The sequence below is a fragment of the Streptomyces silvae genome (assembly GCF_016745505.1).
GTDB lineage: Bacteria > Actinomycetota > Actinomycetes > Streptomycetales > Streptomycetaceae > Streptomyces > Streptomyces silvae.
This window is the reverse complement of record NZ_JAERUC010000113.1, coordinates 15,185-36,974: the sequence shown is the minus strand read 5'-3', so window position 1 is coordinate 36,974 and position 21,790 is coordinate 15,185. Positions and strand designations below refer to the sequence as shown.

The 21,790-nt window shown below is 69.6% G+C and carries 19 protein-coding genes and 2 tRNA genes; 13 read left to right on the top strand and 8 right to left on the bottom strand.

Going from position 1 to position 21,790, the window contains the following annotated elements; translation table 11 throughout:
- The coding region (locus tag JKV81_RS17765) for an amino acid permease (RefSeq protein ID WP_202076731.1) at positions 1-487 on the bottom strand (487 nt) is incomplete at its 3' end.
- Positions 488-780: 293 nt separating this feature from the next.
- Between JKV81_RS17765 and JKV81_RS17760 the strand changes: the two genes are divergently transcribed.
- Entirely contained in the window at positions 781-1,374 is a 594-nt protein-coding gene (locus JKV81_RS17760; protein ID WP_099172577.1) for a biotin transporter BioY, read from the top strand.
- Here the strand turns inward: JKV81_RS17760 and JKV81_RS17755 are convergent.
- Positions 1,355-2,653: an FAD-binding oxidoreductase gene (locus JKV81_RS17755; protein ID WP_202076729.1), complete on the bottom strand. Its 1,299-nt coding sequence runs from the start codon at positions 2,651-2,653 to the stop codon at positions 1,355-1,357. The genes JKV81_RS17760 and JKV81_RS17755 overlap by 20 nt on opposite strands.
- 91 nt (positions 2,654-2,744) lie before the next feature.
- Positions 2,745-4,184, bottom strand: coding sequence for an amino acid permease (locus tag JKV81_RS17750; protein ID WP_129262954.1), 1,440 nt, complete (start codon positions 4,182-4,184; stop codon positions 2,745-2,747).
- A gap of 251 nt (positions 4,185-4,435) precedes the next feature.
- On the opposite strand from JKV81_RS17750, the gene JKV81_RS17745 reads away from it, so the two are divergent.
- A complete protein-coding gene (locus tag JKV81_RS17745) occupies positions 4,436-4,924 on the top strand; it encodes a ribose-5-phosphate isomerase (protein WP_124276487.1) in 489 nt (162 codons plus the stop codon).
- A gap of 88 nt (positions 4,925-5,012) precedes the next feature.
- Positions 5,013-5,834, top strand: a complete 822-nt coding sequence (locus JKV81_RS17740; protein WP_129262952.1) for an Fpg/Nei family DNA glycosylase — start codon at positions 5,013-5,015, stop codon at positions 5,832-5,834.
- 22 nt (positions 5,835-5,856) lie between these two features.
- Here the strand turns inward: JKV81_RS17740 and JKV81_RS17735 are convergent, their stop codons facing one another.
- On the bottom strand, positions 5,857-7,089 hold the full coding sequence (locus tag JKV81_RS17735) for a GNAT family N-acetyltransferase (protein ID WP_202076727.1): 1,233 nt from the start codon (positions 7,087-7,089) through the stop codon (positions 5,857-5,859).
- Positions 7,090-7,193: 104 nt separating this feature from the next.
- Here JKV81_RS17735 and JKV81_RS17730 point away from each other — a divergent pair, with 104 nt between their 5' ends.
- Positions 7,194-8,339, top strand: a complete 1,146-nt coding sequence (locus JKV81_RS17730; protein WP_099172571.1) for a PP2C family protein-serine/threonine phosphatase — start codon at positions 7,194-7,196, stop codon at positions 8,337-8,339.
- A 121-nt stretch (positions 8,340-8,460) separates the two neighbouring features.
- Here the strand turns inward: JKV81_RS17730 and JKV81_RS17725 are convergent, their stop codons facing one another.
- Complete coding sequence (locus JKV81_RS17725) at positions 8,461-9,639, bottom strand: cation:proton antiporter (RefSeq protein WP_124276491.1); 1,179 nt, start codon at positions 9,637-9,639, stop codon at positions 8,461-8,463.
- A 151-nt stretch (positions 9,640-9,790) separates the two neighbouring features.
- On the opposite strand from JKV81_RS17725, the gene JKV81_RS17720 reads away from it, so the two are divergent.
- Complete coding sequence (locus JKV81_RS17720; protein WP_129262947.1) at positions 9,791-10,291, top strand: HD domain-containing protein; 501 nt, start codon at positions 9,791-9,793, stop codon at positions 10,289-10,291.
- A 48-nt stretch (positions 10,292-10,339) separates the two neighbouring features.
- Here JKV81_RS17720 and JKV81_RS17715 read toward each other — a convergent pair whose 3' ends face one another.
- Positions 10,340-11,503 (bottom strand): acyltransferase family protein, encoded by a 1,164-nt coding sequence (locus tag JKV81_RS17715; RefSeq protein WP_164992677.1) that lies wholly within the window; start codon positions 11,501-11,503, stop codon positions 10,340-10,342.
- Positions 11,504-12,073: 570 nt separating this feature from the next.
- Between JKV81_RS17715 and JKV81_RS17710 the strand changes: the two genes are divergently transcribed.
- Positions 12,074-12,268, top strand: a complete 195-nt coding sequence (locus JKV81_RS17710; protein ID WP_073746901.1) for a hypothetical protein — start codon at positions 12,074-12,076, stop codon at positions 12,266-12,268.
- Between the two features lie 183 nt (positions 12,269-12,451).
- Positions 12,452-12,799, top strand: coding sequence for a DUF1330 domain-containing protein (locus tag JKV81_RS17705; protein WP_129262945.1), 348 nt, complete (start codon positions 12,452-12,454; stop codon positions 12,797-12,799).
- Positions 12,800-12,896: 97 nt separating this feature from the next.
- On the opposite strand, the gene JKV81_RS17700 is transcribed toward JKV81_RS17705, so the two are convergent.
- A tRNA-Gly gene (locus JKV81_RS17700) sits at positions 12,897-12,970 on the bottom strand.
- 168 nt (positions 12,971-13,138) lie between these two features.
- On the opposite strand from JKV81_RS17700, the gene JKV81_RS17695 reads away from it, so the two are divergent.
- The 5 genes from JKV81_RS17695 to clpX all read left to right on the top strand — a co-directional run bounded on the left by JKV81_RS17695 (position 13,139) and on the right by clpX (position 17,872).
- Positions 13,139-13,215: transfer RNA gene (locus tag JKV81_RS17695), tRNA-Pro, on the top strand.
- 150 nt (positions 13,216-13,365) lie between these two features.
- Entirely contained in the window at positions 13,366-14,769 is a 1,404-nt protein-coding gene (tig, locus tag JKV81_RS17690) for a trigger factor (RefSeq protein ID WP_129262943.1), read from the top strand.
- Positions 14,770-15,060: 291 nt separating this feature from the next.
- Positions 15,061-15,666, top strand: coding sequence for an ATP-dependent Clp protease proteolytic subunit (locus JKV81_RS17685; RefSeq protein ID WP_099172994.1), 606 nt, complete (start codon positions 15,061-15,063; stop codon positions 15,664-15,666).
- Between the two features lie 67 nt (positions 15,667-15,733).
- Entirely contained in the window at positions 15,734-16,417 is a 684-nt protein-coding gene (locus JKV81_RS17680; protein WP_031091966.1) for an ATP-dependent Clp protease proteolytic subunit, read from the top strand.
- 156 nt (positions 16,418-16,573) lie between these two features.
- Positions 16,574-17,872, top strand: a complete 1,299-nt coding sequence (gene clpX / locus JKV81_RS17675; protein ID WP_099172566.1) for an ATP-dependent Clp protease ATP-binding subunit ClpX — start codon at positions 16,574-16,576, stop codon at positions 17,870-17,872.
- Positions 17,873-17,941: 69 nt separating this feature from the next.
- Here the strand turns inward: clpX and JKV81_RS17670 are convergent, their stop codons facing one another.
- Positions 17,942-18,952, bottom strand: coding sequence for a hypothetical protein (locus tag JKV81_RS17670; protein WP_129262941.1), 1,011 nt, complete (start codon positions 18,950-18,952; stop codon positions 17,942-17,944).
- Between the two features lie 137 nt (positions 18,953-19,089).
- Here JKV81_RS17670 and JKV81_RS17665 point away from each other — a divergent pair, with 137 nt between their 5' ends.
- Complete coding sequence (locus JKV81_RS17665) at positions 19,090-21,711, top strand: valine--tRNA ligase (RefSeq protein WP_202076726.1); 2,622 nt, start codon at positions 19,090-19,092, stop codon at positions 21,709-21,711.
- Positions 21,712-21,790: the final 79 nt, after the last annotated feature.

Sequence of the window (21,790 nt, the reverse complement as noted above, 5' to 3'; positions counted from 1 at the left end):
CGGCGAACCAGAACTCGAACTCGCCGAAGTTCTTCACGGCCGTCAGGTTGGCCACGGTGAACACCACCATGAACAGCAGCACCCAGAGCCACTGGTCCACCGCGGGCACCCAGGCGTGGGCGATCTGCGCGGCGGCCGTCGCCTCCACGGCGAGCACCACCACCAGCATGAACCAGTAGAGCCAGCCCACGCTGAAACCGGCCCAGCGGCCCAGCGCGCGCTCCGCGTGGACGGAGAAGGAACCCGACGCGGGCATCGCCGCCGACATCTCGCCGAGCATCCGCATCACCAGCATCGCGAGCGCCCCCGCGATCAGGTACGAGACGACGACGGCGGGTCCGGCGACCGCGATCCCGGCGCCCGACCCCACGAAGAGACCGGCGCCGATCACCCCGCCCAGACCGAGCATCGTCAGATGGCGCTGCTTCAGGCCGTGGGCCAGGGGCTCGGAGCGTACGGGGGAGTGCGTGGGGGGCGCGTCGTGCATGAGCTGCGGATCACTCTCGGATCATTTATGGGGAACCTACAGTCTCACGCGGCGGCGCCCCTTCCCGAATCGAGGACGGGGTACACCCCCACCTTCGTGACCAGCGTCACGCCGTCGAGTGATTGCGCGACGCTCTTTGTGTGAACCCGACTAAGCCTCCAACCACCGCTTTGTGGGCGGCTGATGGTGATCGGGGGATATGCCGTCGGCTAACGTCACCACGGGGGTCTCCGGCGAACAGGGCCGGACACTCCGGTCCGTCCCTGCCTGCCGACCTCACCCGCGGAGTCCCGATGAGTACTGCTGCCGCCCCCGTCCGCTCCGGAGCGGTCCTCGCCGACCTGCTGCCCGCAGCCCGGCACCGCTACGCCGTGGACACGGCGCTGGTCGTCGGCGGCGCCGCCCTCACCGGCATCGCGGCCCAGATCGCCGTGCCCGTGCCCGGCTCCCCGGTCCCCGTCACCGGCCAGACCTTCGCCGCGCTGCTCATCGGCACCGCGCTCGGCGCCCGCCGCGGCTTCCTCTCCCTCGCCCTGTACGCGCTCGTCGGCATGGCCGGCATGCCGTGGTTCTCCGAGGGCTCCTCCGGCCCCGGCGGCGCGTCGTTCGGCTACGTCCTCGGCATGCTGCTCGCCGCCACGGTCGTCGGCGGCCTGGCCCGCCGCGGCGGTGACCGGTCGGTCCTGCGCACCGCGGGCACGATGGCGGTCGGTTCCCTGATCATCTACGCGGTCGGCGTGCCGTACCTGGCGCTCTCCACCGGCATGTCGATGAGCGCCGCGATCGCCGCCGGCCTGGTGCCGTTCCTGATCGGCGACGCCCTCAAGGCCGCGCTGGCCATGGGTGCGCTGCCCGCCTCCTGGAAGCTCATCGGGCGTCGCGGCTGACGCCGTAGGCACCACCGAAGAGGCTCGCCGGGTCGTAGCGCGACACCAGACCGGCGAGCCTCTCGCGCGTTCCGGCGCCGTGGAACCCGTCGGTGCGGTCCCCGCCGCCGAAGGAGAAGTTCAGCGCCCGGCCCAGGGCGTACGGCGCCGTCTCCTCCGCCACCCGCGCGTACAGCGCCCGTACCGCCGCCACGTCCGTCCCGTCCAGCGGTGACAGCAGCCGCAGCAGGAAGCCCGCGTCCCGGTGGGGCACCGCGCTGTCGTGGGCGGGCGGCACGGCGAGGGCGCCGCCGAGGTGGTTGAGCTGGACGACCGTCATCATCGGGGCCTCCGGCCCGGTCAGCTCCAGCACCCGTGCGGCGGCCTCGGCGTCCAGACCGCTCAGCATCAGGCCCTGGCCGTAGTAGGCGTGCGGGAACGGCGGGTCGCTGTGGATGGTGTGGCTCTCGGTGTACGGCATCTCCCGCAGCGAGTCCGAGAACGCCGGCCCGATCGCGCGCAGCGGCGCCACCAGGGCCTCGCCCTCCGCGGCCGTCCCCGTGTACGCGACGCGCACCGAGACCACGTACCGCCCGCGCAGCGCCTCCGGCACCTGCGGCAGGTCGGGGTAGCGCATCGCCGACGGGGAGGACGTGCAGGTGTCCGGCACCGTCCGCGTCCACTCCAGATAGCGCCGCAGCACCTCCGGGGCCGCGTCCCCGTCGAAGGCCAGCGCGCCGCCGTACAGCCGGTCCACGGCCACCAGGCCGATCTCCAGCCCCGTCACGACCCCCAGCCGGTGTCCGCCGCCCCGCAGCCCCCAGAAGAGGTCGGGCTCCTCGTCCGGGGTGACATGGCGCAGCACCCCGTCGGCGGTCACCACGTCGAGCGAGCGGACGTGGTCGGCGGCGTAACCGAACTCCCGGGCCAGGATGCCCAGCCCGCCGCCCAGCGTGTACGAGACGGCGCCCACGCCGGGGGAGGAGCCGTTCAGCGGGGCGAGCCCGTGCGGGGCGGCCGCGGCGACGACCGCCTCCCAGGTGGTGCCGGCCCCGATCCGCGCGGTGCGGCGCTCCGGGTCGATCTCGACGCCGTCCATCCGGCGGGTGCTGATCAGCACCCCGCCCTCGACCGGGCCCGGCAGTCCGTGCCCGGTCGCGTGGACGGCGACGGACAGGCCGCGCGCGGCGGCGTCACGCACCGCGGCCCGTACGCCGGCGGGGTCCGACGCCTCCACCAGGAGGTCGGGGCGGAGGGCGAAGCCGGTCTGGAAACTGTCGATCGCGGGGGTGGTGCTCATGGGAAAGGCTCTCCGTTCGCTCGCGGGGTTCGCGGGGCGAGGGAGAGCCTTCCGGGTATACCTGACATCCGCCGTCAGGTATGCGCAGCGATCACTCGACCGGCGCCTTCGCCTTCCGGCTGCGGACCTCGCGCACCAGCGAGACGGCCACCACCAGCGCCGCGACCAGCAGCGACAGCAGCACCTGCTCGCGTCCGGAGTCGTCGGTCAGCATGTAGACCAGGACGAAGGAGATCATCGCGATCGTCGCCCAGGTCAGGTACGGGAAGAGCCACATCCGTACGACGAGCTTCTCGGGCGCCTCGCGCAGGATGATGCCGCGCATCCGCAGCTGGGTGAAGCAGATCACCAGCCACACGAACAGGGCCACCGCGCCGGAGGAGTTCAGCAGGAACGCGAAGACCGTGTCGGGCCACTGGTAGTTGAAGAACACCGCGACGAAGCCGAACACGACCGACGAGAGGATCGCCGCCTGCGGCACGCCCCGCTTGTTCACCCGGGCGAACGCCTTGGGCGCGTCCCCCCGCTGCCCCAGCGAGAAGGCCATGCGGGAGGCCGTGTAGAGGCCGGAGTTGAGACAGGACAGCACGGCCGTCAGCACGATGACGTCCATGACCTGGCCGGCGTGCGGGATGCCGATGGCGTTCAGCGCGGCGACGTACGAACCGTCCTCGACGATCGAGGGGTCGTTCCACGGCAGCAGGGTGAGGACCACGAAGATCGAGCCCAGGTAGAAGATCGCGATACGCCAGATCACACTGTTGGTGGCCTTCGAGACGGCCCGCTGCGGGTTCTCGGACTCACCGGCCGCCAGCGTCACGATCTCACTGCCCATGAAGGAGAAGACGACCATCAGCACACCGGTGAGGATGGCCCCGGGCCCCTCGGGGAAGAACCCGCCGGCGTCCGTGAGGTGGGCGAGCCCCGACCCCGCGTGGTCCGAGCCGGGCAGGACGCCGAAGACGGCGAGCAGCCCGACGACGACGAACGCGCCGATCGCCACGACCTTGATCCCGGCGAACCAGAACTCGAACTCGCCGTACGAGCCGACGGAGACCAGGTTGGTCGCCGTCAGCACCACCATGACGATCAGGGCCCAGGCCCACTGCGGCACGCCGGGGACCCAGCTCTCCAGGATCTTGGCACCCGCCGTGGCCTCGACGGCGAGCACCACGACCCAGAAGAACCAGTACAGCCAGCCGATGGAGAAGCCGGCCCAGCGGCCCAGCGCCTGGTCGGCGTAGGCGGAGAAGGAGCCGGAGCTCGGCCGGGCCACGGCCATCTCGCCGAGCATCCGCATGACGAAGACGACCATCAGGCCGACGAGCGCGTACGACAGGAGGATGGCCGGTCCCGCGGCGGCGATGCCGGCGCCGGAGCCGACGAAGAGGCCCGCTCCGATCACGCCGCCGATGGCGATCATCGAGAGATGACGGTTCTTGAGACCGGCCTGGAGCCCGTCCGGAGAATCCGGCTTACCCGGCTCGCCGGGCTGTTGGCCCGGTCCGGCCAGAGTCGTCTGCGACGTCATGGATCGAATCCTTACGTTTTCTGATCACGTGTGTCGGTGGTGCTGCCTCTGCGGGGGTGGTGCGAAGGCAAGGCCACGCATTCAAGCCCGCCCGACACCGGAATCGGAACCCCCTGATCCGGTTCCTTGACCCGATCGTTGCCCGTGTGGCCTTGCACACAGGACCGGGCCTGCACCGGAGGGCGGGAAAGCCCGGTGGGTCCCGACCCCGCTGACGATTACCCCGCCCGGTCCGTGCCACACTTCGCTCCATGCGCGTGTACCTCGGCTCCGACCATGCCGGCTTCGAACTGAAGAACCACCTCGTCGAGTGGCTCACCGCCCACGGCCACGAGGCCGTCGACTGCGGTCCCCACATCTACGACGCCCAGGACGACTACCCGCCGTTCTGCCTCCGTGCCGCCGAGCGGACGGCCGCGGACAAGGACAGCCTCGGCATCGTCATCGGCGGTTCCGGCAACGGCGAGCAGATCGCCGCGAACAAGGTCAAGGGCGTCCGCGCCGCGCTCGCCTGGAGCGAGCAGACCGCCGCGCTCGGCCGCGAGCACAACGACGCCAACGTGGTGGCCATCGGCGGCCGGATGCACACGGTCGAGGAGTCCACCAAGTTCGTGGAGATCTTCCTCGCCACCCCGTACTCCGGCGAGGAGCGCCACACCCGCCGCATCGACATGCTCACCGCGTACGAGACCACCGGCGAGCTCCCCCCGATCCCGGCCCACCACCCGCAGCAGGGCTAAGGGCGTGTTCTGACCGCCCGCACCCGCCTCCCTTGTGCCGCCGGGACCCCGCGCCCGGCGGCACAAGCGCGTTCCCAGGAGACACGCCGTGCCCGAGGGGCATACGATCCACCGCCTCGCCGCCGACCACCACGAACGGTTCGCGGGCCGTCCGGCGCGGGTGAGCAGCCCCCAGGGCAAGTTCTCCGAGAGCGCCGCACTGCTCGACGGCCGGACCCTCACCGGCGTCGACGCGCACGGCAAGCACCTCTTCCTCGGCTTCGAGGGAGCCGTCTGGATCCACATCCACCTCGGCCTCTTCGGCAAGCTCGGCTTCGGCACGGCTCCGGCTCCGCCGCCCACCGACACGGTCCGGCTGCGGCTGCTCAACGACGCCCACCACGCCGATCTGCGCGGCCCCACCACGTGCGCCCTGATCACGGACCCCGAGAAGCGCGCGATACACGACCGGCTCGGCCCGGACCCGCTGCGCGCCGACGAGGACGGGGAGCGGGCCTGGCAGCGGATCTCCCGCAGCCGCGTCACGGTCGCCGCCCTGCTGATGGACCAGAAGGTCGTCGCGGGCGTCGGCAACGTCTACCGCGCCGAGGTCCTCTTCCGGCACGGCATCGACCCGTACCGCCAGGGCAAGGACCTGGACCGGGCCGAGTGGGACGCGGTCTGGGCCGACCTCGGCGCCCTGATGCGCGAGGGCGTGCGAAACAACCGCATCGACACGGTCCGCCCCGAACACCTGCCGGAGGCCATGGGCCGGCCGCCGCGCGTCGACGACCACGGCGGCGAGGTGTACGTCTACCGCCGTGCCAGGCAGGGCTGCCACATCTGCGGCACCGAGATCCGTACGGCGGACCTGGCGGCCCGCAACCTCTTCTGGTGCCCGGCCTGCCAGCCGTCCGCGGCGGGCCGGTAGGGACGCCGCGGACCGCCCGCCCTCAGAAACCGTGCGGGCACCACGGCTGTACGTCCGAAGAGAAGGCCAGTGCGGCCGGGGCCAGCGCGCCCTCCCGCAGCTCCCGCACCTTCCCGGCACCGGCCAGCATCGTCAGTGAGACACCGCCCAGGTAGGCGGCGCCCAGATCGGCCGCGGAGAGCGCCAGTTCGGGCTCATCGGCGGTCCTGCGGCAGGTGACCGCGCCGTCCGCACCGGCGGTCAGCCGCCAACGCCCCTCGTTCCACGGGCAGAAGGCGTCCTCCACCTCCAGCACCACGTCGACCGGGGTCCGGTAGCCGCGGGCCTCCAGCGCGGCGGCCACGTCGACCAGCCGGACGTACAGCCCGTCCCGCACCCGCACCTCGCAGCGCCGGACGTCGGTGACCAGCCGGAGCACGGCGTCGTCCGGCGGCCGGTTGGCGCACTCGACCGCCGTGGTCAGGTCGATCCCGAACAGATGGCGCCACAGCGCCGCGTACGACGCGGGGTCCAGCGCCGCCAGGTCACGCACCGCCACCGTGCCCCGGGGGCCGGCCTCCTCCCAGGCGGGACGCACATGGAAGGTGACGTAGCCCGTCACCTCGCCGTCCCGCTCCGCGAGGACGCACTGCAACGGGGAGCCGCCGCCACGGGCACTCTCCGGATCGTTCACGGGCAGCTGCTCCCAGCCCGGACGGCGCAGCGGGGTGCCGGGCCGGTCCGTCGCCAGCCGTGCGTACACCGCCTCGCAGGCGGCGAGCGCCTGCGCGGGGGCCGACCGGCGCACCCGCACCCCGTCCGTGCCGGGAGGCAGCGCGAGGCCGGCCTTGGTGGTGTCGATCCGCAGCTTGGTCTCCACCGTGGCCGCGCCGTAGCCGAACCGGCCGTAGATGCCCGGCTCCGACGCCATCAGCATCGCGAGCGGCTCGCCCCACGCGCGGACGTCGTCCAGCTGGCGTCGCATCATCGACGTCAGCAGCCCCTGCCTGCGGTGCGTCGAGGAGACGCTCACCATCGTGACGCCCGCGGCCGGCACCGCCGCACCGCCGGGCACGGTCACCCGGAAGCTGTACGCCCCGGCCGTCCCCACGCACTCCGCGCCGTCCCAGTGGCCGATCGCACGCCGCGGCTCGGCCAGCGAGGCGTACATCTCACGGCTCTCCGGGGAGAACGGGACGCCGCCGAACGCCAACTCCACACAGCCGAACCAGGCATCCCATTCCGAGGCCGACAACGCCCGTAGTTCCGTGTTCATGAGCCCTGCTTACCAGGGCAAAGCCGTTCGGGCGAACCCGTTTCGAACACATTGTCACCGGGTCCCCCTGCACCGGAGGCCGTCGGGTGGATAAGGTCCGGGCAATGGCCCGTCGCAGAGGAGCAGACACCTACACCGCCCGGTGGCGAAGATCACTGCACCGGGCGCGCATCGCGCTGCGCAGGTCCGGGGTCGACTACTTCCGGGGTGACGGCTCCGACTGGATAGCCCTGGCCGGCCTGCTGATCATCATTCCGGTCATCACCTGCACCACGCTGCTGAACCCGGTCTGGTGCTCCCCGACCGCCCTGGCCCTGCCGATCGTGGCGGGCGGTCTGCTGCTGCGGCCGGCCAGTCTGCTGAGTCTCTACGCGACCGCGGCCACGGCCCTGATCGTGGAGTCCATCGCCCTCGGCCCCTACGCGGAGGGCCCCGCCCGGGTCACCCCGGGCACCGTCCTCGTCGTCGCCGCCTGCGGCTTCTTCGGGCTCGTACTCGCCCAGTTCCGGGCCAGGGTCGGGGTGCCGTGGCGGCGCGGCGGCACGATGCTCTTCGACCTGCGCGAGCGGATCCGGGTCCAGAGCGCCCTGCCCCGGCTGCCCGAGGGCTGGCACCGCGAGATGGCGCTCCGCCCGGCGGGCGGCCAGTCCTTCTCCGGCGACTTCGTCGTCGCCGCCCGTACCAACGGCGGGCGCACCCTGGAGGTCGTGCTCACCGACGTCTCCGGCAAGGGCATGGACGCGGGTTCCCGCGCCCTGCTGCTGTCCGGAGCCTTCGGCGGCCTCCTCGGCTCCCTGCCCCCGCACGGCTTCCTGCCCGCCGCCAACGGCTATCTGCTGCGCCAGGACTGGGACGAGGGCTTCGCCACCTCCATCCATCTCGTCCTGGACCTGGACTCCGGCGACTACGAACTCCTGTCGGCCGGTCATCCCCCCGCCCTCCAACTGCACGCGGGCAGCGGCCGGTGGGAGGAGATGGCCGCGGAGGGCCCGCTGCTCGGGGTGTACGACGGTGCGGAGTTCGACGCGGTGAAGGGCTCGCTGGCGCCCGGGGACGTCCTGATGCTCTTCACGGACGGCCTGGTGGAGGCCTCGGACCGGGACATCGCCGAGGGCATCGACCGGCTGACCGGCGAGGCCGACCGCTATGTCTCGACCGGCTTCGAGGGGGCGGCCTGGCACCTGATCGAGGCCTGCGCGAAGGACGTCAACGACGACCGCGCGCTCCTGCTGCTGTCCCGCCGCGCCTGAAACCCACGAAAGCGGCTGAAACGGTACAGGCGTCAAGGTGTGGACCCTGTGTCACCCGAACGTGAGAGTGCCCGGTGTCGGGTACGAGGGCCGGCCGCCCCCGCACCCGATCCGGGCTCCGTCACGCCGGTACCGACACTTTCTCCTCCTCCTTCTCCTTCACCCGGCCCCCGGGCAGGATCCGGGCCAGCCAGGTCGACCGTCCGGCGGCCAGCGGTGCGAGGACCGCGAGGACGAGCACGTAACCGGCGATGAACGGGGAGAGCCGTTCGTCCAGTCCGGCCCCCGCCGCCATGGTGGCGAGGATCAGCGCGAACTCACCGCGCGCCATCAGTGTGGTGGAGATGTTCGACGCCTCCAGCGGGCCGAACCCGTAGACCCGCGCGGAGAACATGCCGGAGAGCACGTTCATCGCCACCGTCAGCGCGACCGCCATCAGCACCGGCCACATCACGCTCGGCAGGTCCCCCGGGTTGATGGAGAGCCCGAACGCGAAGAAGAAGATGGCGCCGAAGGCGTCCCGCAGGGGGTGCACCAGCTTCATGATGCGGTCGCCCGAGCTCGTGCTGCCGAGCATCAGCCCCACCATGAACGCCCCGATGGCGTCGGCGACCCCGAACCAGTCGGAGACACCGGCGACGAAGACCGCGGCCCCCAGGAACGAGATGACCAGCAGCTCGTCGTCCCGCGTGTCGATCAGCTTGCTGATGAGCTTGGTGCCGAAACGGGCCGCGAGAGCCAGCAGCAGCAGGAAGCCGAACGCCTTGCCACCGTCCCGCAGTGCGGCGCCGAGTCCGTCGGAGTGGGAGAGGATCGGTTGCAGAGCGGCCAGGTAGAGGGCGAGGAAGACGTCGTCGACGACGATGATGCCGAGGATCGGCTTGGTCTCCGGGCTGTTCAGCCGCTTCAGGTCGACCAGGATCTTCGTCACGATCGCCGAGGACGAGATCCCGATCACACCGGCCAGGACCAGCGCCTCGGCATTGCCCCAGCCCAGGACGAACCCGAAGCCGAGCCCTGCGCCGACGTTGAGGATCAGATAGACGGTGCCCGCGAGCACCATCTTCCGGCCGCCCGCTTTGAGGTCGTCGAGGTGGAACTCCAGGCCCAGGTAGAAGAGCAGCAGCACCAGACCGAGCGCGGACAGCATCTCCAGGTCGTGCGGGTCGTCGAGGAGGACGACCCCGGGCGTGTGCGGGCCGAGGAGGATCCCGGCGAGGATGAACAGGGGGATGGTCGGCAGCCCGATCCGGCCGCCGACGCGGGCAAGGATGGCGGCGGCGAGGAACGCGCCCCCCATGGCGATGAGCGTGTCTGCGTGTCCGATGAGCCCGTCTCCTTCTTTGGGTCAAGAGTGCGTCAAGGAATCGTCAGTAATTAGTTTACCGAACGATTCAAGGTGCCCTCCCGAACCCTCCGAAAGACGGCGGAGCCCGGCGTACAGTCGGCCCATGCCGAACCCGTATCTGACGCTGTCCCAGGTGGAGGCGATCGCCCGCGAGGCCCATCGCCGGCAGACCGACAAGGCGGGGCGCCCGTACGCCGAGCATCTGGCCGCGGTGGCCGAGGGGGTACGGGTGCGGGGCGGCAGCGAGGAGCAGATCGCCGCCGCCTGGCTGCACGACGCGGTGGAGGACGGGGCACTGTCCCGGCAGTGGCTGGACGAGGCCGCGCTTCCCGGACGGGTAAAGGAAATGGTCCTCGCCGTCACCAAGCGGGACGGCGAGGACCTCTTCGCGTACACCGGGCGGATTCTCGCCACGCCCGGGGCGCTGCTGATCAAGGAGTCGGATCTGGCGCACAACGCGGACCCGGACCGGCTCGCGGTGCTGGAGCCGGCGACCCGTACCCGGCTGACCGAGAAATATGCGCAGGTACGGGGGCTGTTGGGGCTCGACGGGGGTGTCAGGCCCGCCGAACAGCGGGATCAAGCCAACCCCGCGGCCGGCTGAGACGCCGGCGGGACCGGCCCCCGGCGGGAGGGGCCGATCCGGACAGGCTCAGCGCTTGGCAGGACTGCGGCGGAACGCCCAGTCCATGTCCGGCTCGGTCGCGAAGCGCAGGACGCGCCGGACCGGCGGGGTGCAGAACAGCGTCACGACGAGGGCCGCGACGAGGGAGACGACGACGAGCCCCAGGGGGCCCGAGAGCCACTCGTACCGGTCGAACAGCCCGTAGTAGCCGGCGCCCTTCACCAGGAAGCCGTGCAGCAGGTAGCCGCAGATCGTCCCGGCGCCCAGCACGGTGAACCACATGTGACGGCGCGGGACCCAGGCGAGGAACGCGACCGTGAGGAGCAGCGCGCACCCGAACATCGCCAGGGTCATCACGGGCCCCGCCCACCACTGGAAGTCCATCTCCTGGGCGCTGTTGCTCCGGTAGAACCAGCCGAGCTGCATGCGCGGCGCCGCCCAGTACGCGAAGACCAGGGCGCCGGCGACCAGCGGCAGGGAGAGCAGCCGCACCTCGCGGCGCCGGACCAGCTGGAAGTGCTCCGGCTTCATCAGCAGGCCGAGCACGAAGAACGGCAGGAGCTGGCAGACGCGCTGCAGGTCCAGGTCGTCGCCGATCTCCGGCGTCACCGAGGCGAGCATCGCGATCCCGAGGGCGACCGGAAGCGGGTGGCGCAGCGACTGCCACAGCGGTGTGGTGACCCGCCAGATGAACAGCGCGATCAGGAACCACGTGAGGAAGAGCGGGTCGAGCAGGGTGATGGACGTGTCCTCCACGCCACCGGCGTACCGCCTGAAGAGCGAGTAGGCGGTCTCGAAGATCACATAGGGCACCACGACCCCGGTGACGAGACGCTTCACCTTGGGCGCGCTCATGTCGAACGACCGTGAGAAATAGCCCGATACGAGGATGAACGCCGGCATGTGGAACGTGTACACGATCATGTACAGCGCCCGCGTCGTGCGACTGCCGTCCATCACCGGCTCCCACGCGTGGGCCACGGCGACCAGCACGATCGCGAGGTACTTCACATTGTCGAAGTACGCGTCACGACGCTTGGCCGGTGCGGGCTCCGTGGCGCGGGCCGGAGCGGTCCTGGCGGTGGGGGAGGGGGCCTCCGCGATCGTCACGGTCTGCTCGTGTCTCGGCTCCGACTCCCGGCTCTCCGGGGTGATCGGGGCCCTCTGAATTTCGCTCGGAGCTTTGGACATCTCATGCACCTTAGACCGGTCGATCGGTATGCGTAAAACCCTCAAGAGATATCGCGTGTTCCCGGTCATTCAAAAACGAAACCACTGACAAGCGCCAGTTACGTACGGATTCATCCGGCTTAAATGGTGCATATCGGCGGGTTGTTGACGAGAGTGAATTTCGTCGCACGAACTGCTGGCAAATCGCTGTGAATGAAGTGTGGGGATATGGAAACGATCACACCGGCCGATATTCGAACTTCCCTGCGCACAGCGGCTTCACAGTTTTTCGCGACCGGCTGTCCCGCGCCCGGCGAACCTCCCGCCCCGCACGCGGCGGCCGCCCGCCCGGCGCCCCGCAACCGCCCGCCCGGCGCTTCGTGAGCGCCCGTCGTGTGCGCCGGAGCGTGAGGGGAGCACGCGAGGGCGTGCGCGGGAGCACGCGGGCGCGAGGATGGCGCGATCCGGTCATCTCTCTCCATCACCCGGCAGCAGCCACAGGGGAGTTGGTGGCACGATGGACACGACGGAGGTGTGCCGGCCGCACGCCACCGGGCCGGCAAGGCGGACCGACCAAGGGTGTGATCAGTCGTGGCCATTTCACTGTCTGTGGTGCTTCTGCTGGGGATCGTCCTGGTGGTGCTGATCCGCGGCGGATCCATCAAGGGCGGCCCGGCGGTCGTCGCCGTGCTCTTCGGCTTCTTCCTCGCCTCGACCGGCATGGCGCCGTCGATCAACAGATTCATGAACTCGATAGCCGACACGATCAACCAGATCAGCTTCTGAGGCCGCGTGGCGGTGCCCGGCCCGGCGGACCGGAGCCGACCGGGTGCATCAGGCATGGCCGGGCCGAGGAGCCATCCGCCGTACCTCGCCGGCGGAGGCGCCTTACCTGCCGGGTAATCGAGTCGAAGGCCCGGTCGTGGCAGGCTCCGGATCACGGAGCCCCGCCGACCGGAAGGACACCTGATGCCCGCCTACGCGATAGCCCACCTGCAGGACGCCGCCCCGCACCCGGAGATCGCCGAGTACGTCGAACGGCTCCCCGCCACCTTCGAGGCGTACGGCGGCAGCTTCCTCGTGCACTTCGCGCCGCACGAGGTGAAGGAGGGCAGCTGGCCCGGGGCCGTCGTCGTGCTCGGCTTCCCCGGCATCGCCGAGGCGCGGGCCTGGTGGGACTCGCCCGGGTACCAGGAGATCGCACCGCTGCGCTCACGGCACATCGAGGGCGACATCATCCTGGTCGAGGGTGTCCCCGAAGGCTACGACCCGGCCTCCTCCGCGAAGGCGATCAGGGACGCGCTGCCTTCCGGGTAGCGCCCGGCCATGAGATGTCTCCGCATGAGATGTCTCCGTCGGGCAGACGCACTCAGGGCCGGGTGGAGGAAGAATCCTCCACCCGGCCCTGGGCCGTTGGAGCGGGCGACGGGAATCGAACCCGCGTAGCTAGTTTGGAAGACTAGGGCTCTACCATTGAGCTACGCCCGCAAGCACCGCATCGCAGGTCCGGTGGACCGCGGTACGGGAAGCATCGTAGCGGGTCGGGGAAGGTGCGCGCACACCCGTATCCGGGTGTCCCCGCGACCGCCCCGGTGACTGCCTGTGAGAACCGGCCGACGCACCGCGCTTCTGCATGTACCCTACGTGTCGCACCGACGGGGTGTGGCGCAGCTTGGTAGCGCGTCCGCTTTGGGAGCGGAAGGTCGTCGGTTCGAATCCGGCCACCCCGACCACCAGCAAGATCGCATTGTGGGAGTCCTCCCCCTTGCCGTTACTATGCAAATTGCGTGCCCGTGTGTCTGATGTACCGGGCTCGATCCGCGAAGCCGCCTCTCGGCGGCCCAGCAGAACCCCAAGAAGTCAGCCACCAAGGAGACCGAACCGTGAAGAGCGCCGTGGAGACCCTGAACCCGACTCGGGTTCGGCTCAGCATCGAGGTGCCCTTCGAGGAGCTCAAGGACAGCCTCGACGCGGCGTACAAGAAGATCAACCAGCAGGTCACGGTGAAGGGCTTCCGTAAGGGCAAGATCCCCAACCGCGTCATCGACCAGCGGTTCGGCCGTGGTGCTGTGCTGGAGGAGGCCGTCAACGACGCCCTTCCGAAGTTCTACACCGAGGCTGTCAACGAGGGTGAGCTCAACGTTCTGGGCCAGCCCGAGGTTGACATCACCGAGCTCAAGGATGGCGAACTGCTGGCCTTCACCGCCGAGGTGGATGTCCGTCCCGAGATCGAGATCCCGGACTACTCCGGCATCGAGGTCACCGTGGACGCACTCGAAGTCACCGACGAGGACGTCGACAAGGCCGTGGAGCAGCTCCGTGAGCGCTTCGCATCGACCAACCCGGTCGAGCGCGCCGCCGCCGAGGGCGACGTCGTGACCATCGACCTGGAGGCCAAGGTCGACGGAGAGGTCCTCGAGGACGGCGTGGCCGCGGGTGTCTCGTACACCATCGGTTCCGGCGAGCTCCTCGAAGGCATCGACGAGGCCGTGACCGGCCTGGAGGCCGGTGGCGAGGCCACCTTCACCTCCGAGCTGAAGGGCGGCTCCGCCGAGGGCAAGGAAGCGGAGGTCACCGTCAAGGTCACCGCCGTCGCCTCGCGCGAACTGCCCGAGCTGGACGACGACTTCGCGCAGATGGCGAGCGAGTTCGACACGCTCGCCGAGCTGCGCGAGGACAGCCGCAAGCGCCTCGAGAACACCAAGCAGTACGACCAGGCCACCCAGGCCCAGGAGCGTGTCCTCGAGGAGCTGCTGAAGCTGGCCGAGGTCCCGATCCCCGAGAAGCTTCTCGCGGACGAGGTCCAGACCCGCAAGCACAACCTGGAGCACCACCAGCTCGGCCAGATGGGTCTCGACCTGGAGAAGTACCTCGAGATCCAGGGCAAGACCCTGGAGGAGTTCGAGAACGAGACCTCCGAGCAGGCGATCAAGGGCATCAAGACCCAGTTCATCCTTGACGAGCTCGTCAACAAGGAGAAGCTGAACGTCAACCAGGAGGAGCTCACCGAGCACCTCATGCGGCGCGCGCAGTCCTCCGGCATGAGCCCCGACCAGTTCGCCCAGGCCGTCGTCGAAGGCGGCCAGGTGCCGATGCTCGTCGGCGAGGTCGCCCGCGGCAAGGCGCTCGCCGTCGTCGTCGAGGCCGCCAAGGTCGTCGACACCAACGGTGAGATCGTCGAGCTCGAGGACGAGGACGAGGCCGCGGAAGGCACCGAGGAGGCCACCGAGGCCGCCGAGGGCGCCGAGGCGGCCGACGAGAAGAAGGACGAGAAGAACGAGGCCTGAGCCCCGCTCCGCTCGTTGATCTGATCTGATCCGCACGACGGGCCCCGGACGACATCAGTCCGGGGCCCGTCGTCGTATCGTCCCGCCTCCCGGGAGCGCGCCCGGGAACCCTTGCGGGGACTGCTCACCTTGCGCTCCCAGCGAACAGTTGGGGAAGCGGGATGGCGTTGTCCCACCTGCGCGTTAGGGTCCATGAAGAGGAAGGGTCGGGTAGTCCCGGCCCACCCGGTACGAAGACGCTGAGACGGCCGGAGCCGTCAGAGACGAGCAGGTGGATACGTGACGAATCTGATGCCCTACGCCGCCGGAGAGCCGTCCCTCGGTGGAGGCCTCGGTGACCAGGTCTACAGCCGACTGCTCGGCGAGCGCATCATCTTCCTCGGTCAGCAGGTCGACGATGACATCGCCAACAAGATCACCGCACAGCTCCTGCTCCTTGCCGCAGACCCCGACAAGGACATCTACCTCTACATCAACAGCCCCGGCGGCTCGGTGACGGCAGGCATGGCGGTCTACGACACCATGCAGTACATCCCGAACGACGTGGTCACCATCGGTATGGGCATGGCGGCCTCCATGGGCCAGTTCCTGCTCACCGGTGGCTCGGCGGGCAAGCGCTTCGCGCTCCCGAACACCGACATCCTCATGCACCAGGGTTCGGCCGGCATCGGCGGTACCGCCTCGGACATCAAGATCCAGGCCGAGTACCTGCTCCGCACGAAGACGCGCATGGCGGAGATCACCGCCCACCACTCCGGCCAGACCGTGGAGACGATCATCCGCGACGGCGACCGCGACCGCTGGTACACCGCCGAGGAGGCCAAGGACTACGGCCTCATCGACGAGATCATCACGTTCGCGTCGGGCATCCCGGGCGGCGGCGGCACCGGCGCCTGATCCGGGCGTGCACCACCCCGCACCCTCTCGTACGCCGAGACCTCCAGCCCACATGAACGCCACCAGGATGGTGAACACCCACATGAACAACTTCTCCGGCGCCTCCGCGAGCGGTCTCTACACCGGCCCGCAGGTGGACAACCGCTACGTCGTCCCGCGCTTCGTGGAGCGCACCTCGCAGGGTGTGCGTGAGTACGACCCGTACGCGAAGCTCTTCGAGGAGCGCGTGATCTTCCTCGGCGTCCAGATCGACGACGCCTCGGCCAACGACGTCATGGCGCAGCTGCTGTGCCTGGAGTCGATGGACCCGGACCGTGACATCTCGATCTACATCAACAGCCCCGGCGGCTCGTTCACCGCGCTCACCGCGATCTACGACACGATGCAGTTCGTGAAGCCGGACATCCAGACGGTCTGCATGGGCCAGGCGGCCTCCGCCGCCGCCGTCCTGCTGGCCGCGGGCACCCCGGGCAAGCGCATGGCGCTCCCGCACGCCCGTGTGCTGATCCACCAGCCGTCCTCGCAGACCGGCCGTGAGCAGCTCTCCGACCTGGAGATCGCGGCCAACGAGATCCTGCGGATGCGCACCCAGCTCGAGGAGATGCTGGCGAAGCACTCCACCACCCCGCTGGAGAAGATCAGCGAGGACATCGAGCGCGACAAGATCCTTACGGCGGACGACGCACTCGCGTACGGTCTGGTGGACCAGATCGTGTCCACCCGTAAGACCACCGCAGGCGCATCCGTCTGACGTCGGTCTTTCCCCTTGGCACATTCCACCCGCACGGCCCCGGCCGTGTGAACCGTGCCAAGGGGGGCCCGAACGGGGGGCCAGGCAAGGTACCGTCGGATAGAGGCACCAGGAGCCGCTGAACCAGGCTGCTCCCAGGCGAAGGGGAAGCACCTCGTGGCACGCATCGGTGATGGCGGCGACCTGCTCAAGTGCTCGTTCTGCGGAAAGAGCCAGAAGCAGGTGAAGAAGCTCATCGCGGGACCCGGTGTGTACATCTGCGACGAGTGCATCGATCTCTGCAACGAGATCATCGAGGAGGAGCTCGCCGAGACCTCCGAGGTGCGGTGGGAGGAGCTCCCCAAGCCGCGCGAGATCTACGAGTTCCTCGAGGGGTACGTCGTCGGGCAGGAGCCCGCGAAGAAGGCCCTCTCGGTCGCTGTGTACAACCACTACAAGCGGGTCCAGGCCGGGGAGAACGGCGGCGGCGCGAATCGCGACGACGCGATCGAGCTCGCCAAGTCCAACATCCTGCTGCTGGGCCCCACGGGCTCCGGCAAGACGCTCCTCGCGCAGACGCTGGCCCGCATGCTCAACGTCCCGTTCGCCATCGCGGACGCGACGGCGCTGACGGAGGCCGGCTACGTAGGCGAGGACGTCGAGAACATCCTGCTGAAGCTGATCCAGGCCGCTGACTACGACGTCAAGAAGGCCGAGACCGGCATCATCTACATCGACGAGATCGACAAGGTCGCCCGCAAGAGCGAGAACCCGTCGATCACGCGCGACGTCTCCGGCGAGGGTGTCCAGCAGGCCCTGCTGAAGATCCTGGAGGGCACCACCGCCTCCGTGCCGCCGCAGGGCGGGCGGAAGCACCCGCACCAGGAGTTCATCCAGATCGACACGACGAACGTGCTGTTCATCGTGGGCGGCGCCTTCTCGGGCCTGGAGAAGATCATCGAGTCGCGGGCCGGCGCGAAGGGCATCGGCTTCGGGGCCACGATCCGCTCCAAGCTGGAGATCCAGGCGAGCGACCAGTTCCAGGAGGTCATGCCGGAGGACCTGGTGAAGTTCGGGATGATCCCCGAGTTCATCGGCCGCCTCCCCGTGCTGACCTCGGTCCACAACCTGGACCGCGAGGCGCTGCTCCAGATCCTGGTCGAGCCGCGTAACGCGCTGGTGAAGCAGTACCAAAGGCTGTTCGAACTCGACGGTGTGGAGCTGGACTTCGAGCGCGAGGCGCTGGAAGCCATCGCCGACCAGGCGATCCTCCGCCAGACGGGCGCGCGCGGTCTGCGCGCCATCATGGAGGAAGTCCTCCAGTCCGTGATGTACGACGTCCCGTCCCGCAAGGACGTGGCCCGCGTGGTCATCACCCCGGACGTCGTGCGCAACAACGTCAACCCGACGCTGGTCCCGCGCGAGCCGCGCACGATCGGCAAGAACGACGGCGGCCGCCACGAGAAGTCCGCGTAGCGGCAGCGCACCACAGACGCCGAAGGGGCGCCCGGCCACCGGCCGGGCGCCCCTTCGCGCTGTGCGGGATCAGACCTTGGTACGGGAGGTGTTGTAGAGCTTGGCGGTCAGAGCAGCCACCTCGTCCTGCGACATGGACTTGTTGGTCATGGCCGCGCCGATGTCGACGCCGATGACCGCGCCGACGGTGCTGTAGTCGGACCAGATGCAGACGGGCATCAACATTTCCTTGGGGCCGTTCGCCACGGAGCCGTCGGCCTCGTCGTTGACGACCTTCATGTCCTGGCACTTCATCAGCGCGCCCTCGAAGCCGGCGGGCGTGACCTCCTTGGGGTTGCCCACCAGGGAGGTCTTGGCATCGTCGCTCGCAGCCATTCCCATCTTGGCCTGCGCGAACATGCCGTCGAGGGCCTTCGCGGGGTCGGAGACGTCGCCCCAGTAACCGAAGAGCATCAGCATCTTGGTCGTGAGCGGGTTCTTCTCGAGCTCGCCACTCGCGTACTGGGCCTCGGCCTTGTGGGGGCCCTTGATGCCCAGGGCCGCGGCTTCGGTCTTCTCCTTGCTCGTCAGCGTGTCCGAGGACGTCTTCGTGGCGTCCTTCTTGTAGTCGTCCACCGAGGCGGCCGGCGTGAGCTTGTACCCCTTGGTCGAGTCCGCGACATCGCCGTTGCCGCCGCCCGACGTCAGGAAGTACACCCCGCCCGCCACGACCGCCAGCGCCACCACGGCCGCGCCGATGATCAGGCCCGTCTTCTTCTTCGGGGCGCCGCCCGGCTGCGGGGGCATGCCCGGGTAGGCCTGCTGGCCGCCGTACGGCGGGGTGGGGGGCTGCTGGCCGTACGGGCCCGGCTGCTGGCCCTGCGGGTAGCCGTAGCCCTGCGGGGGCTGCTGCTGCGGCGGGACGCCCTGGGGGGCCTGCTGCGGGTAGCCGTAGCCGGGCTGGCCCTGCGGAGGACCCTGCGGCGGGGGGCCGCCGTACGGGCCGGGCTGCTGCCCGTACGGGCCCGGCTGCTGGCCGTACGGTCCGGGCTGGCCCTGCGGCGGCTGCCCGCCGTACGGGCCCGGCTGGTTGTAGCTCATTGCGCTGTCCCCTCCAGAATGCTTATGCGTTCCGAACATCCTGACGGAAGCGGCGCTCACATAGGGCATCCGGGCGTACACCGTTACTGAACAAACCGGTTTCAGTGCACGACTGTGACGCCCCTAAACTGTGTGCCGTGACCGAGAACGCAGCGCAGCAGCCAGCCAGCACCCCCGAACTGCCGACCCAGTACGCGCCGGCCGATGTAGAGGGGAAGCTGTACGAGCGCTGGGTAGAGCGCGGTTACTTCACGGCGGACCCGGAGAGCGAGAAGCCCCCGTACACGATCGTCATCCCGCCGCCCAACGTCACCGGCTCCCTCCACCTGGGCCATGCCTTCCAGCACACGCTCATGGACGCCCTGACCCGCCGTAAGCGGATGCAGGGGTTCGAGGCGCTGTGGCTGCCCGGCATGGACCACGCCGGCATCGCCACCCAGAACAAAGTCGAGCAGCAGCTCGGCGAGGAGGGCAAGTCCCGCCACGACCTGGGGCGCGAGGAGTTCGTCGAGCGCGTCTGGCAGTGGAAGGAAGAGTACGGCGGCAAGATCCTCGGCCAGATGCGCCGCCTCGGCGACGGCGTCGACTGGTCCCGTGAGCGCTTCACCATGGACGAGGGCCTCTCCGCCGCCGTCCAGACCGTCTTCAAGAAGATGTACGACGACGGCCTGATCTACCGCGCCGAGCGCATCATCAACTGGTGCCCGCGCTGTCTCACGGCGATCTCCGACATCGAGGTCGACTACCAGGACGACGACGGCGAACTGGTCTCCATCCAGTACGGCGAGGGCGAGGACACGCTGGTCGTCGCCACCACCCGCGCCGAGACGATGCTGGGTGACACGGCCGTCGCCGTCCACCCGGACGACGCGCGGTACGCGCACCTCATCGGCAAGCGGATCAAGCTGCCGCTCACCGACCGTACGATCCCGGTCGTCGCCGACCACCACGTCGACCCGGAGTTCGGCACCGGCGCGGTCAAGGTGACCCCCGCCCACGACCCGAACGACTTCGCGATCGGCCAGCGGCACGGCCTGGAGTCGATGACCGTCATGGACGAGCGGGGCGTCATCACCGTCGCCGGCCCGTTCGAGGGCCTCGACCGCTTCGAGGCCCGCTCGGCCATCGTCGGCGCGCTGCGCGGCCAGGGCCGGATCGTCGCGGAGAAGCGTCCGTACGTCCACTCCGTCGGCCACTGCTCCCGCTGCCGCACGACGGTCGAGCCCAGGCTGTCGCTCCAGTGGTGGGTCAAGGTCGAGACCCTCGCGAAGGCCGCCGGTGACGCGGTCCGCGACGGCCGGGTCGACATCCAACCCAAGGAGATGGAGAAGCGGTACTTCGACTGGGTCGACAACCTCAACGACTGGTGCATCTCGCGCCAGCTCTGGTGGGGCCACCGCATCCCCGTCTGGTACGGCCCCGAGGGCGAGGTCGTCTGCGTCGGCCCCGACGAGCAGCCGCCCACGGGCGAGGGCTGGACGCAGGACTCCGACGTCCTGGACACCTGGTTCTCGTCCGGTCTGTGGCCGTTCTCCACGCTCGGATGGCCCGAGGAGACCCCGGACCTCAAGAAGTTCTATCCGACCGACGTCCTGGTCACCGGCCACGACATCATCTTCTTCTGGGTCGCCCGGATGATGATGTTCGGCCTGTACGTCATGGACGGCGAGGCGCCGTTCAGGACGATCGCGCTCACCGGCCTGGTCCGTGACGAGCGCGGCAAGAAGATGTCGAAGTCCTTCGGCAACGTCGTCGACCCGCTGGACTGGATGGACACGTACGGCTCCGACGCCGTCCGCTTCACCCTCGCCAGGGGCGCCAACCCCGGCACCGACGTCCCGATCGGCGAGGACTGGGTCCAGGCCTCCCGCAACTTCGCCAACAAGATCTGGAACGCCACCCGCTTCGCGATGATGAACGGCGCGACGGTGGAGGGTGAACTCCCGCCCGTCGAGCAGCTCTCGGCCACCGACCGGTGGATCCTGTCCCGGCTGAACAAGACGGTCGCCGACGCCGACGCGTTCTACGAGGACTTCCAGTTCGCCAAGCTCAGCGACGCCCTCTACCACTTCGCGTGGGACGAGGTCTTCGACTGGTACGTCGAGCTCTCCAAGACGACCTTCTTCGCGGGCGGCGAGCAGGCCAAGGTGTCGGCCCGGGTCCTCGGCGAGGTCCTGGACGTCACGCTCCGGCTGCTGCACCCGATCGTCCCGTTCGTGACCGAGGCGCTCTGGACGACCCTCACCGGCCAGGAGTCCGTCGTCGTCGCCGACTGGCCGAAGGACAGTGGCTTCCGCGACGAGTCGGCCGAGAAGGAGATCGAGCTCGTCCAGCAGGTCGTCACCGAGGTCCGCCGCTTCCGCTCCGACCAGGGGCTCCAGCCCGGCCAGAAGGTCCCGGCCGAGCTGACCGTCACCGGGACGGCGCTCGCCCCGCACGAGGCGGCCATCCGCCAGCTGCTGCGTCTGCAGCCCGCCGGCGAGGGCTTCCACGCCACGGCGACGCTGCCGGTCGCCGGAGCCAGGGTCGCCCTCGACCTGTCCGGCACCATCGACGTCGAGGCCGAGCGCAAGCGTCTCACCAAGGACCTGGGCGCCGCCGAGAAGGAGAAGGCCCAGGCCACCGGCAAGCTCGGCAACGAGGCCTTCCTGGCCAAGGCCCCGGACAACGTGGTCGACAAGATCCGTGGCCGGCTCGCCAAGGCCGAGTCCGACATCGAGCGGATCACCGCCCAGCTGGCGAACCTGCCGCAGGGCTGATCCTCTGATCACGGAGCCCCCGCGCCCCCGACCGACCGGGAGTGCGGGGGCTTCGCCGTGCCCCGGAGGGAGCGCGGCA